The organism is Achromobacter sp. MUI-25009338 (genome assembly GCF_057359325.1).
This window is the reverse complement of the sequence record NZ_CM170627.1, coordinates 563,136-576,128: the sequence shown is the minus strand read 5'-3', so window position 1 is coordinate 576,128 and position 12,993 is coordinate 563,136. Positions and strand designations below refer to the sequence as shown.

At 70.3% G+C, this 12,993-nt stretch carries 10 protein-coding genes and 2 pseudogenes; 8 read left to right on the top strand and 4 right to left on the bottom strand.

Annotated elements, in window-relative coordinates:
* Positions 1–96: 96 nt before the first annotated feature.
* From kce to AC1IQ6_RS02680, 3 genes are read left to right on the top strand one after another with little or no spacing between them, the layout of a single operon-like run.
* Positions 97–1,032: a 3,5-dioxohexanoate:acetyl-CoA acetone transferase gene (kce, locus tag AC1IQ6_RS02690; protein ID WP_102773384.1), complete on the top strand. Its 936-nt coding sequence runs from the start codon at positions 97–99 to the stop codon at positions 1,030–1,032.
* Positions 1,033–1,057: 25 nt separating this feature from the next.
* Positions 1,058–2,257 (top strand): ABC transporter substrate-binding protein, encoded by a 1,200-nt coding sequence (locus AC1IQ6_RS02685; RefSeq protein ID WP_102773383.1) that lies wholly within the window; start codon positions 1,058–1,060, stop codon positions 2,255–2,257.
* 20 nt (positions 2,258–2,277) lie between these two features.
* The gene (locus tag AC1IQ6_RS02680) at positions 2,278–3,093 is read left to right on the top strand and encodes an SDR family oxidoreductase (protein ID WP_102773382.1); all 816 of its coding nucleotides are present in this window, start codon (positions 2,278–2,280) and stop codon (positions 3,091–3,093) included.
* 10 nt (positions 3,094–3,103) lie between these two features.
* Here the strand turns inward: AC1IQ6_RS02680 and AC1IQ6_RS02675 are convergent, their stop codons facing one another.
* The 4 genes from AC1IQ6_RS02675 to AC1IQ6_RS02660 all read right to left on the bottom strand — a co-directional run bounded on the left by AC1IQ6_RS02675 (position 3,104) and on the right by AC1IQ6_RS02660 (position 6,366).
* Positions 3,104–4,033 (bottom strand): LysR family transcriptional regulator, encoded by a 930-nt coding sequence (locus AC1IQ6_RS02675; protein WP_209164659.1) that lies wholly within the window; start codon positions 4,031–4,033, stop codon positions 3,104–3,106.
* Positions 4,034–4,037: 4 nt separating this feature from the next.
* Positions 4,038–5,504, bottom strand: a complete 1,467-nt coding sequence (locus tag AC1IQ6_RS02670; protein ID WP_485865771.1) for a DUF1254 domain-containing protein — start codon at positions 5,502–5,504, stop codon at positions 4,038–4,040.
* 62 nt (positions 5,505–5,566) lie between these two features.
* Positions 5,567–6,115 (bottom strand): ureidoglycolate lyase, encoded by a 549-nt coding sequence (locus AC1IQ6_RS02665; RefSeq protein ID WP_111826006.1) that lies wholly within the window; start codon positions 6,113–6,115, stop codon positions 5,567–5,569.
* Positions 6,112–6,366 (bottom strand): Arm DNA-binding domain-containing protein, encoded by a 255-nt coding sequence (locus AC1IQ6_RS02660; protein ID WP_485865770.1) that lies wholly within the window; start codon positions 6,364–6,366, stop codon positions 6,112–6,114. The genes AC1IQ6_RS02665 and AC1IQ6_RS02660 overlap by 4 nt, the downstream gene beginning before the upstream one ends.
* Positions 6,367–6,440: 74 nt before the next feature.
* Between AC1IQ6_RS02660 and AC1IQ6_RS02655 the strand changes: the two genes are divergently transcribed.
* The 5 genes and pseudogenes from AC1IQ6_RS02655 to AC1IQ6_RS02635 all read left to right on the top strand — a co-directional run bounded on the left by AC1IQ6_RS02655 (position 6,441) and on the right by AC1IQ6_RS02635 (position 12,990).
* Positions 6,441–6,821, top strand: coding sequence for a cupin domain-containing protein (locus AC1IQ6_RS02655; protein WP_102773377.1), 381 nt, complete (start codon positions 6,441–6,443; stop codon positions 6,819–6,821).
* 127 nt (positions 6,822–6,948) lie between these two features.
* Positions 6,949–7,275, top strand: a pseudogene (locus AC1IQ6_RS02650) (WG repeat-containing protein); the annotation flags it as partial.
* Positions 7,276–7,330: 55 nt separating this feature from the next.
* Positions 7,331–7,378: pseudogene (locus AC1IQ6_RS02645) on the top strand (hypothetical protein); the annotation flags it as partial.
* Positions 7,379–7,408: 30 nt separating this feature from the next.
* On the top strand, positions 7,409–10,117 hold the full coding sequence (locus tag AC1IQ6_RS02640; protein WP_485865769.1) for a WG repeat-containing protein: 2,709 nt from the start codon (positions 7,409–7,411) through the stop codon (positions 10,115–10,117).
* The gene (locus AC1IQ6_RS02635) at positions 10,114–12,990 is read left to right on the top strand and encodes a WG repeat-containing protein (protein WP_485865768.1); all 2,877 of its coding nucleotides are present in this window, start codon (positions 10,114–10,116) and stop codon (positions 12,988–12,990) included. The genes AC1IQ6_RS02640 and AC1IQ6_RS02635 overlap by 4 nt, the downstream gene beginning before the upstream one ends.
* Positions 12,991–12,993: the final 3 nt, after the last annotated feature.

Below are 12,993 nucleotides of genomic sequence, written 5' to 3'. Positions count from 1 at the left end.
TTCTGTTCAGGTGACACGGGCCCGGGCCCGCGACAGAATGGGTCAGCCCGGCAAGGAGACCGCCGGAAAGCCACAACCCCGAACCGCTCCGGACCCATGAAAAAATCCCCGAACAAGGTCATCATCACCTGCGCCATCACCGGCTCGGTCCATACGCCGTCGATGTCGCCGCACCTGCCCGTCACGCCCGACGAGATCGCCCATTCCGCACTGGACGCCGCGGCCGCGGGCGCGGCCATCGTGCACCTGCATGCGCGCCGGCCCGACACCGGGCAGCCCACCCAGGACCCCGCGCTCTACGCCCAGTTCCTGCCGCGGATCAAGCAGGCCTCGGACGTGGTGATCAACATCACCACGGGCGGCTCGCCGGTGCTGCCGCTGGCCGACCGCATGGCGCCGGCGCTGCAGTTCAAGCCCGAGGTCGCGTCGCTGAACATGGGCTCCATGAACTTCGGCATGTACGAGCTGCTGGAGCGGTTCCGCGAATTCAAGCACGCCTGGGAACGCCCCTATCTCGAAGGCAGCAGCGACCTGATCTTCAAGAACACGTTCAAGGACATCGAGCACATCCTGACCTCCTGCGGCGACAACGGCACGCGCTTCGAGATCGAGTGCTACGACATCGGCCATCTGTACACGGCGGCGCATTTCGTGGACCGCAAGCTGCTCAAGCCGCCGTTCCTGATCCAGTCGGTGTTCGGCATACGCGGCGGCATCGGCACGCATCCCGAAGACGTGATGATGATGAAGCGCACCGCCGACCGCCTGTTCGGCGGCGACTACATCTGGTCGGTGCTGGCCGCCGGCCGCAAGCAGACGCCGCTGGCGACCATGGCCGCAACGATGGGCGGCAACGTGCGCGTGGGGCTGGAGGACTCCCTGTGGGACGGCCCGGGCGAGCTGGCGCGTTCGAACGCGGACCAGGTGCGAAGAATCCGTCGGATTCTGGAGGACCTGTCGCTGCAAGTGGCGACGCCCGACGAAGCGCGTGAGACGCTGCAGCTCAAAGGACGCGACAACGTCGCGTTCTGAATAACGACACCCCGAGGAGACAACCATGAAAAAAACCCTGTGCGCGGCCGCCCTGGCGGCGCTGTTTGCGACGGCCGGCGCGGCCCAGGCCGACGACGGCGTGATCCGCATCGGATTCATCACCGACATGTCGGGACTGTCGGCGGACGCCGACGGTCCGGGCGGCGCCGAGGCCATCAAGATGGCGGTGGCCGACATGGGCGGCACGGTGGCCGGCAAGAAGGTGGAAGTGCTGGTGGCCGACCACCAGAACCGCGCCGACATCGCGTCGTCGCGCGCCCGCGAATGGCTGGACCAGAAGGGCGTGAACATGCTGGTCGCCGGCGCCAATTCGGCGGCGGCGCTGGCCATGGCGAAAGTGGCCGAGGAAAAGAAGACGCCGTTCTTCGTGGTGAGCGCGGGCGCCTCGGAGCTGACCAACGCGCAGTGCACGCCCTATACCGTGCACTACGCCTACGACACGGTGTCGCTGGCGCGCGGCACCGCCCGCGCCATGATGAAGGAAGGCAACAAGGACTGGTACTTCCTGACGGTGGACCATGCTTTCGGCCATGCGCTGGAGCGCGACGCCTCGGCGGTGGTGCAGGCCGACGGCGGCTCGGTCAAGGGCCGCGTGCGCCATCCGCTGAACGCGGCCGATTTCTCGTCCTTCATCCTGCAGGCGCAGGCGTCCGGCGCGACGGTGCTGGGGCTGGCGAATTCGGCCAGCGACACCAGCAACGCGGTCAAGGCCGCCGCCGAATTCGGCCTGACGCCGGCGATGAAGCTGGCCGGGCTGCTGGTGCTGATTTCCGACGTCCATGCGCTGGGCCTGCAGGCCGCCCAGGACATGTACCTGACCACCGCCTGGTACTGGGACCAGGACGAACCTTCGCGGCAGTGGGCGGCGCGCTTCGAGGAGCGCATGAAGAAAAAGCCCACGATGCTGCAGGCCGGCGACTATTCCGCGGCCACGACCTACCTGAAGGCGGTCGCGGCCACCAACAGCACCGACGGCGACACCGTCATGAAGTGGCTCAGGGCCAATCCGGTGAACGATTTCTTCGCCAAGGAGGGCAAGATCCGCGCCGACGGGCTGATGGTGCACGACATGTTCCTGATGCAGGTGAAGAAGCCGTCGGAATCCAAGGGGCCGTGGGACTATTACAAGCTGGTGGCGCGCGTGCCGGGCGACCAGGTCTACACGTCGCCGCAGGAATCCACCTGCCGCCTGATGAAACCCTGAACCCGTACGAGGAAAGCGGCATGAGCATGAAGAACTCCGTTCCCGGCGATATTTCCGCGTTGCCGGTCGACCTTTCCGGCCGGCGCGTCATCGTGACCGCGGGCGCCGCGGGCATCGGCGCGGCCATCGCCGCCGCGTTCGCCGAACGCGGCGCCCGCGTGCACGTGTGCGACGTGGACGCGCAGGCGCTGGCCGCCTGCCCTCACCCCAACGCGCGCGCCGACGTCGGCCGGCGCGAGGAAATCGACCGCTACATGCAGGATGCGCTGGCGCAGCTCGGCGGCCTGGACGTGCTGGTCAACAATGCCGGAATCGCCGGCCCCACGGCCGGCATCGCCGACATCGCGCCGCAGGAACTGGACGCGACGCTGGGCATCAACCTGGCCTCGCAGTTCCACACCGTGCGCCATGCGCTGCCGGCGCTGCGTTCGGCCGGCGGCGGCAGCATCATCAACGTCAGCTCGGTGGCCGGCCGCATGGGCGTGCCGATGCGCACGCCCTACGCGGCGACCAAATGGGGCGTGGTGGGGCTGACCCGTTCGCTCGCCATGGAACTGGGCGGCTACGGCATCCGCGTCAATGCGCTGCTGCCGGGCCTGGTGGCCGGCCCGCGCATCGAGCGGGTGATCGAGGCGCGCGCCAGGAACATGGGCCTGACGGTCGAGGAGGAAACCCGGCTCGAACTGGCCGGCGTCAGCCTGGGCCAGTTCGTGCGCGCCGCCGACATCGCCAACATGGCGCTGTTTCTGGCCAGCCCCTATGGCGCGATGATCAGCGGCCAGGCCATCAGCATCGACGGCGACCTGCAGTCGCTGCCGTGGCAGCCGCCGCAATAAGGCCGGCGGCTCAACCCGCCAGTTCGATGGCCTGCGCGTAGACGCCCGTGCGGCGCTCCTGGGCGGCGGCGCGCAGGGCGTCCAGCAGCCGCTCGGCCAGTTCCTGGTTCTGCGCCTCCTTGCGCGTGATGAGCAGGAACTCGAACCACTGCCGCGACGCCAGCGGGCGCACCACCAGGTCGGGATAGGCGGCCGCGATGTCCCAGGCCGACAGCGCGTTCACCAGGCTGATGCCCTTCATGGCCCGCACCGTGCCCGGCAGCAGCGACATGTGCGCGCGCATGCCCGAGCGCAGGATCAGCGAATCCGCGATATCGCCCTGCGCCACCACGTAGTCGGACCACAGCGGCTTGACGTAGGTCTCGGCCGGAATGTCCGCCACCGCGATGGTTTCGCGCTGCGCCAGCGCATGGTCGCGGTGCGCGATGGCGACGACGTCGGCGCGCAGAAACGGCGTGAAGCGCAGCCGCGCGCTGTCGCGGTGGACGGCGCCCAGGCCGAAATCGGCACGCATGGTCTCGACCGCGCTGATCGCCTGCACCGAGGATTCGATGTCGATGGAAAACGGCCGCGTGCCGTTGGCGTCCAGATAGCGCCGCACCGCATCGGGCGCGTAGCCCAATGCCAGCGCCGGCGACGCCGCGATCCGCAGCCCGCGCCCGCCGAACTGCTCGATGCTGTGCAGGGCCTCGTCGATGCGCACCAGCTCGTCCAGCACGAACTTGGCTTCGCTGTACAGGTATTGCCCGGCCTCCGTGGGCCGCAAGGTCTTGTACGAACGGTCGAAGAGCTGCACGCCGGTGGCGCTCTCCAGGCGCGAGATGGCGTGGCTGACGGCCGGCTGCGTCAGGTGCATGATCTGCGCGGCCTGCCGGGTCGAGCCGGCCATGACCACCGTATAGAAGATGCGCAGATCGTGGATGTTGAAGTTGCGCTTCATGCCGCTATCCCGGCGCCCGCTGGATCTCCGGCTGGGTCCACTTGCCGTCCAGCATCGCCGGCCTGGGCCAGTAGTACCGGAAGGCCAGCATGAACGGCCCCTGCGGCGCCGGCAGCCAGTTGGATTCCCGGGACTTGCCCGGCGATTCCGGCTGGATGTAGAGGGTGATGCCGCCGTCGGCGTCGCGCTTGAGTCGGCTCAACATGGACGCGTTGATCTGGTAGCGGCCGATGGGGTTGGCCACCAGCTGCTGGTCGGGCAGCCGGTACAGGGTCATGGACCAGAAGGCGCGCACCGGCGGCAGGCCGCGAGGCGGAAAGCGCAGCGTGTATTTGTTGCGGCCGTCGAGCTGCTGGCCGTAGCTGTCTTTTTCCAGCGCCGGGGACATGGCCTCCTCGCGTCCGCTGCCGCCCAGGCCGACCTGCGCGCCGGTGGCGCGCGCCAGGTAGTCATTGCCCAGCGACTTGCGGTCGCCGTAAAGCCCGTCGGTCCTGCCCTGCAGGGCCTCGCGCTTTTTGTCGATGTCGTTCTGGCCGTCGTGCATGCCTTCCTGCAGGGCGCGGCGCAGCGCCGGGTTGAGCCTGCCGACGTCGAACGGCTCGCCGGCCGCGAGGCCGATGCTGGCGAAACGCGCGCGCAGCGAGCGCTCCGAGGCATGCTCGGGCGCGAACTGCAACAGGAAGGCGAACTGGTTGTAGAACTCCAGCGAGCTGCGCAACTGCGCCGGCGATTCGGCGGCGATCCAGTCCACCGCCGGCGCCGGGGCGGGCGCGCGCTGGCGGCGGTACGCAGACAACGTCTGCACCTTGTAGCGGGACTGGATGCGCTTGACGTTGGGCACGTCGGCGGCGCTGTAGATCCGCGTGCGTCCCACCAGGTTGGCCAGTTCGGTTTCCGACCGGAACACCTTGGTGATGCCGGCCGGCGTCTTGCCGTTCCAGCCGGGACCGGCCACCAGGAAGCGCCCGCCGCCGTTGCCGGTGCTGCGGCTGCCGATATAGCCGAAATTGTGCGTGTACAGGTCCATCAGCTGCAGCGCGTAATAGCGCCCGCCGCCAATCGGCGGCACGGTGACGACCACGGGCTCGGCGCGCAGGTCCAGCGCCGCGTACGAGTAGCCGGTGTCGGAGCTGGGCGCATAGGCCTTGTCCTCGGGCGCATAGACGCGCGCCATGCTGCTGATGGTGTTGAACGGGCCCTTGTACTGCGGGCCGTTCCTGTCGATGCTGAAGGCGTACATGGTCTGGTAGCTGGCGACCATGGGCGTGCCGTACAGATAGGCCTCGCGCGCGATGCTGCGCGCCTGCTGCGCCGTGACGCCGTCTATCCCGACCGAACGCGAACCGCTGGCGGCGTCGGGCGAATGGAAACTGCAGCCGGCCAGCGCGCCCGCCAGGAGAGCCGCGGCCGCCAGGCGCAGGCCGCGGCGGGTTGCCAGGAAAAAGCCGGTGCATATCTGACGGTTGCGCATTCAGTGCTCCAACATTTCGAGGGATGGGCCGGGCCGGCCCGCGTATCGCCGCGGGCGGCTGCTCAGGCCTCCTGGACCTGGCTTTCCAGCCGCAAGACCGGAATGGCCTGGATCGCGCTTTCGCTGGCGCTGGCGTCCGTGGTCAGGTGCTGGATCAGGTCCAGCGTGGTGGAACGGCGGGTCAACATCAGGCAGGTGACTTCGGCCTCGGCCACGCGCGTGGCGTGCCAGCAGCCTGGCCGCATGCACACGCCCTGCCCCTGCGGCACCCGGAAAGCCGCGACCTGGGACAGGTCCGGGCCGCCGTCGGCGGCGCTGGGCGCCACGACCTGGATGATCTCGCCGGTCAGCGGGACGATGGCCTGCTGGGTCAGCAGGTGTTTTTCGAGGCTGTCGATTTCAAGCGAGCGGCTGCGGTAGTTGACCCACAGCAGTTCGGCGTCGCCGCCCGCGCCGGTGTTGAACAGGTGCTCCTGCCAGAAATCGGTGGCCGCGTTGGAGTACAGCGGCACGCCGTTGCCGTCCGGGATGGGCTTGCCCAGCATCCAGCCATAGGGGCGGAAGGCCTCGGGCGTCAGAACATTGATTTCCAGTTGCTCGTTGCTCGTCATGCGGAACCCTGTGTTGGCTTGGCCGCGCGGGCGCGCTTCGGGAATTCGGCATCGTAGTCGAATTCGCCGCGCGCGATGGCCTCGAGTATGGCCGCGCGCCGTTCGGCGGCGCGCTTGAGATTGGCGGCGGTGGGCTTGGCGCGGATGCGCTCGACGCAATGCCGGCCCTCGTGGAAGAAACCGATCTCGATGGAAGACTCCGAGGCGGGCCTGACCCCGTCGAATCCCTGGCGCGCCGCCGTCTCCCGCATCGTCCTCTCCCATTGCCGATGAGCGACATGATATCGCTTTACACTGTTCCGACGCCCCTCTCAGGAAGCGCATTATGACCACGGATCTGTCATCGCACTATGTCCTGCTGGACGCCTCGGGCGCCAGCACCACCGTCGAAGGCGGCGACGCGTTCTGGTCGCAGCCGCCCGAGGAACTCGATCGCTACGGCCGCGGCTGGCTGCTGTCGGAGTTCAGCTTCGCCTCGGACTGGCCGCAATGGGAAATGCACCCGCAGGCCGACGAGGTCGTGCGCCTGCTGTCGGGCGCGGCCGAGCTGCAGCTGGAGTGGCCCACCGGCATCCAGAAAATCCGCATGCAGGCGGGCGACGCCTACGTGATACCCAAGGGCGCGTGGCACACGGTCAAGGTGCTGGAGCCCTGTCGCATGCTGCACGTGACCATGGGCGGGGGCACCCAGCACCGCCCGCTGTAGCGCGCCGGCCGGCGCGCAGACCGGGCGCTTGTTAACGCTTGGTTTTCGATGGTTACATTTCCCGAGTTATTGCCTGCTACGGGTGGTTACAGTGCTGCCTTCCCATCTTCTTGGCAGGCATACGACCATGCGGCATTGCGCCCGGCCCTTACGTTCCGGCGGTTGCGTCCCGCCCCGCCCCGCGGCGAGGGCCTCGTTCGACTTCAAGCCGCTGGCGCTCGCCCTGGCACTGGCCAGCCTGGCCGCGGTGCAGGCGCCGGCCGAGGCGCAATCCAGCTGGATCGCGCGCTGCCTCGGCGACTTCTTCGAACCGGGCGCGCGTCCGGAATGCCACCAGCCCTACAGCGAAGGCCTGGCCGCGGTGCTGACCGGCTCGGCCGGCGACGCCGCGGGCCGCTGGGGCTACCTCGACAAGCAGGGCCGCATGGCCATCGCGCCCGCCTATGACGAGGCCGAGCCGTTCCAGAACGGCCTGGCCGCGGTGAACAAGGACGGGCGCTGGGGGCTATATCGACCGCGGCGGCCGCTGGGCCATCGAACCCCGTTACGCGCGCGCCAGCGGCTTCAACGCCGAAGGCAGCGCGGTGGTGGAAGCGGACGGCCGCGACGTGCTGATCGACCGCCAGGGCAAGACGCTCAAGACCTTTGCGCTGGGCGCGCGCAGCTGGGGTTTCCGGCCGGGCCAGAAGCTGGCGGCGATAGAAATCCCGCAGCCGCCGCGGCTGTTCAACGTCGCGACCGGCAAGGCGGCCACGCTGCCCGAAGGCGTGATGCGGCTGGCGGCGCCGACCGGCGGCTATCTGCCGGCCCAGTTGCGCGACACGCGCTATGGCGGCTGGTGGGGGCTGCTGGACCAGGCGGGCGGCTGGGCCGTGACGCCGCAGGCCCTGCAGTCGCAGGAGCCGCCGTTGCGCGACGGCGCGCTTCTGGCGGTGCGCCGCGACGAGCGCTGGCTGTTCGTGGACGCGGCCGGCCGGGCGCTTTCTTCCGAGCGCTACCGGCAATTGCAGTCTGTGGCGCCCGGCCTGTGGCTGGCCCGTCCCGACGACGGCGGGCCGGCCCAGCTGCTGGACGGCCAGCGCCAGGTGCTGCATCGCTTCAAATCTCCTTACGCCGGCGTGCAGGATCGCGAAGGCTGGCGCTTCATGGTCGACGACGACCTCGTGCTGCTGGTCGACGCCGCCGACAGGCTGATCCGGGTGCCCGTCGGCCAGGGCCGCGTGGACGTGCGCGAGGGCCAGGCCTGGATCTCCGGCGCCCAGCCCGGCAACGCCCCGCAGGCCCAGGCCGCCGAACAGCCGGGCCAGGACGCCGTGGCCCGGGCCGAGGACGCCTCCGCCCCGGTCGAAGCCGAAGCCGCCGAGGACATCGGCGGCGAACCGGCAGCCGACGACGCGGGCGCGATGATCGCAAGCGACGCCGCCATCCCGGCGGCGGCGCCGGCCGACGCGCCGCCGCCGCCGATGATTCCCATGCCGCCGGTCTCGGCGGCGTCCGAGGCGGGTGCGGCCGCCGATGCCGCCGACGCGGCCGATGCGGCGGCGGCAGCCGCCGAAGCCGCGGCCGCCGCCGCGGCCAGCGGCGCGGAAATCAGCCAGGGCGGGCTGGTGCAGATCTACGCCGCCGCCGGCAGGCCGCTGCTGGACGACGCCACCGTCGCGCGGCTGCGGGCCTACGACGTCACCGCCTTCAGCCGCCGCGACGAAAGCAGGCGCGGCGCCGCCGGCACGGCCCCGATGCCGTTGGCGCTGCTGCGTCCGCATGCCTATGGGCAGCCCATCGGCATCCTGACGCCGGCCGGCAAGATCGTGACCAACGCGGACTGGGACGACATCTCGGCCTATGACGTGTCCATGCCCTTGCCGGTGCGCACCCGCGAAGGCAAGGCCGGCGCGATCGACGCGGCGGGCAAGTGGGCGGTCCCGCCGCGCTTCGGCAATCTGCGCCCGTTCCGCGGCGGTTACGCCTGGGCCCGGCCGGCGGGCTCGCAGCGCGGCGAGGAGGTACTGATCGACGCCCAGGGCAAGACCGTGGCCGTGCCCGACGCGGTGCTCGACGGCGCCGAGGGCCTGGACGGCGACATGCTCCGCTACCGCGCGCCGGACGAGAACCGCGAACGCCGCTGGGGCGTCTGGAACCTGCGCGCCGGCGCGCCGGTGCTCAAGCCGGTGTACGACGGCATCGAAGCGTTCCGCGACGGCTGGGCCCTGGTGCAGGAACGGGGCCAGTGGGGCGTGATCGACAGCAAGGGGCGATGGGCGCTGCGCCCCGCCTACCAGAGCGCGTACGAACTGGAATACCTGGGCAATGGCCTCATGCTGGTTCCCGACACCGGCCCGCGCGCTTCCGACTCGTCGCGCGGCTACCGGCTCGTCAACCTGCGCAGCGGCAAGTCCAGCCCGGCGCTGGCCAATAAGCCCACCGCTCTGAAGGACGGACGCTACATCGCCGAGCTGGAGGACGCCGGCCTGATGCTGTTCGACGCGGACGGCGCGGGCCTGCGCCTGGCCGACAGCCGGCAGCGCCGCAACGAGGTGTACGGCGACTGGATCTACATGGAGGGCGACGAGCGCGAAGGCGCCATCGACGCCCGCGGCGAGCTGAAGGTGCCCGCCCTGTATGGCGAATTCAATCCCTTCTTCGTGCAGCCGGAAGGCCTGGCGCGCGCCTACGACGGCGCCGGCTACCGCCTGATCGACCAGAACGGCAAGACGCTGCTGGATGGCCGCGGCGACGGCACGCCGCTGGCCGGCATGCAGCGCATCGTGTACCAGGACGACGGCGGCAGCGTCATGACGGACCTGCGCGGCAACGAGGTCGCGCGCGTGCCCGGCAGCTACAGCGTGCGCTATCGCTTCGCCAGCGAAGGCGTGGTGCCCTACAGCGGCGACGGCGGCAACGACCGCTACGGCTTCGTCGACGCCGCCGGCAAGCGCATCGTGGGGCCGCACTTCGATTGGCTGGGACCGCTCAGGAACGGCCTGGCCGTGGCGCAGCGCAAGCAGCGTACCGGCAAGCAGTTCGGCTACATCGACCTGAGCGGGCGCTATGCGATCCCGCCGCTGTTCTCGTGGGCCGGCGACTTCCATGAGGAACGCGCGCTGGTGCGCCAGGACGGATACACGCAGTTCATCGACACAAAGGGAGAACCGCTGGCGACCTTCGTCATGGTCTGCGACACGCTGACCATCCTGGACCGCCTCGGCCGCATCAGCTGGCCGCAGCAGAAGATGAGCTGCCCCGCGGCCGGGAAGTTCGAGCTCGCCCCCGACAACGCCAAAGCGGAACAACAATGAAGTCACGCGCATTCAGCATCACCCGTCTCGCCTGCGCGCTGGCCGCGCTGGGCGCGTCCCTGTCCGCCCACGCGCAGTACGGAGACGCCGGCTGCCTGGAGAACGCCCCGTACGACAGCTACGCCGAACTGGACACGAGCGCCGGCAGCCCCTACGCCAACGGCTGCATCCGCACGCTGTCGGACAAGCGCGCGGCGGTGCTGCTGCCCAGCGCACTGAAAAGCGCCGGCCCGGCGCCCGGCGACCGGTCGCTGCGCCGCCATGCCTGGGGCTTCCTGGACCAGAACGGCAGGCTGGCGATCGACCCGATATTCGAGGCCGTGGGCGACTTCCGCCACGGCCTGGCCGCCGTCAAGTGGCAGGGCCGCTGGGGTTTCATCGACACGCGCGGCCGCATGGCGGTGCGCCCGCAGTTCGACGCCGTGCAGAACTTCACGCAGGCCGGCCTGGCCGTGGCCACGCTGGACGGCCGCCACCATCTGATCGACCGCAAGGGCAATTACGTGGGCGAGCCGCTGGACGAAAGCGTGGCCTCGCTGCGCCTGCAGGACGGCGTGCCGGCCCTGGCCACGCTGGAATACAAGCTGGAGTACCGCTCCGCCAGCGGCGAGCGCCGCTACGGCGACGCCGGCATCCATCTGATCCGCGCCTATGGCAAGCAGCTGTACGTGGCGCGCAACGACGAGGGCCGCTACGGCCTGGTGGACGGCCAGTGGAACTGGGCGCTGGAGCCGGTCTACGACGACATCCTGGAGCCGTCCGAGGAAGGCGCGCTGGCCCTGGCCTACGGGCCGCGCGGCGCGGAATTGCTGGACCCGCAGGGCCGGTCGGTGCTGGACGAGGGCCAGCGCTACCGCGAACTGAGGCAACTGGGCAATGCATTCTGGAGCGCCGAGCTGGAGCGCGGCAGCTATGCGGTGCTGGACGCCGCAGGCAAGCCCGTGGCCAGGCTCAAGGGCGATCAGGCCTATGGTTCGCAGCGCTTTGGCGACACGCTGCTCTATCCCTCCGGCAACAAGGTGATGGCCTTGATCCCGGGCCGCGGCGAACCGGTGGAGCTGGGCGCGGACCTGGCCGTCGTCGGCGATCTGGACGGCTATGTGCGTTTCACCGACGCGCAAAACACGTCGGCCGGGCTGCTGACGCCATCCGGCGCCTGGCTGTACGGCGACCGCGCGCCGGCCTGGCTGGGCGAGTTCAGCCGCATGGAGGTGCGCCAGGGCAGGCTGTGGCTGTTCCAGGACACCCGCCTGCTCAACGTGATCGACGCCGAAGGCCGCGCGCTGCTCAAGCCCGAGACGGTCGAGGCCGCGCAGCAGATGGCGCTGCGGCCGCTGGCGCTGGACATGCCCGGCGGCCCGCTGGGCCTGCTCAGCCACGGCTACTGCCACTGCAACACCGAGACCGGCGCCGGCCTGGTGCTGGCCGACGGCAGCATCGTGAGCGACGCCGCCTGGACCGAGGTGACCCCGCTGGACGTCGTCGACCGGTACGACGGCGAGCCGCCCGCAGGACTGGAGGCGCGGCACCTGCGCTACGCCGCCCACACGGCCGACGGCATGCGCCTGCTGGACGCGGCCGGCAAGCCCATCGACCTGCCCGCGCAGCAATACATCGGGGAATTCCGCCACGGCTATGCGCTGGCCTACGGCGGCGGCGCAAGCCGCATGATCGACCGCGACGGCAAGGCCTATGCGCTGCCGGCGGGTTACTTCGACACGGAAATCGTCGCGCCCGGCGTGGTGCGTTTCGTGGAGACCGCGGCCGAGGACGCGCCCTGGGGCCTGTACGACTTCGTGGCCGGCAAGGTCATCGCCGAGGCGCGCTATCGCAGCATCGGCGAATTCGAGCACGGCCAGGCCGTGGCCTCGCTGGGGCCGGATCGCAGCGGCGTCATCGACCTGCAGGGCCGCTGGATCGTGCCGGCCAGCCACCATGCCGCCAGGCGCGTCAACGCGCAGCTGTGGCAGGTGCAGCAGGCCGGCCCGCAGCAGGAGGAATACAAACGCCCCTCCGCCCTGTTCAACGCCGAGGGCCGCGCGCTGACCGCCTTCCTGCCCAACCTGCAGGCCCACGCCGATGAGACCGGCGCCATTACCGCCGACGACGGCAAGCGCCGCTGGATCATCTCGCCCGACGGCGCCGACGCGCTGGACATGGAGGATGCGCGCTACACCCGCCTGGGCGACTGGATGGAGATCCGCCGCGCCCCGCGCAGCGGCTATCTGGACGCGCAGGGCCGGTGGCAGATCGCGCCCGCCGCCGTGATCGGCGGCACCTTCCGCGGCGCGCCGGCCCGCGCCCTGGTGAGCGACGACGACGGCGACCGCGTGATCGACGCGCAGGGCAAGACCGTCGCCGCCCTGCCCGATGGCGACTGGAGCTGGCCGGCCGGCTCGCCCACGCTGCTGCGGCGCTACATCGACCAGGGCAGGCAGAAGACCGACTACGTCGGCCTGGACGGCAAGGTCCGCGTGAGCGCCGAGGGCCTTGCGTCGGCCTACTCGGAAGGCTATGCCGTGTCGCAGCTGTCGAGCCGCGCGATGCGCGCGGTCGACGCCCGCGGCGCGCTCACCGGACCCGCGTTCGATGCGCTGGGCCGCCTGAGCGAGGGCCTGGCGCCGGTCTACGCCGACAGCGCCTATGGCTACGTCAACGCCGCCGGCGAGATGGCGCTGCTGCCCGCCTACGAAACCGTCTCGCCGTTCCGGGACGGGCGCGCCGTGGTCTCGACCATGGAATGGTCTTCCATCATCGACCGCACCGGCAGGCCGGTGGCGCGCGTGGCGATGGAATGCGGCGTGCGCACGCTGTACGGCTCGTACGGCCAGCGGCTGTGGCCGCTGACCCTGCCGCGGCGCTGCCCCGGATAGCGC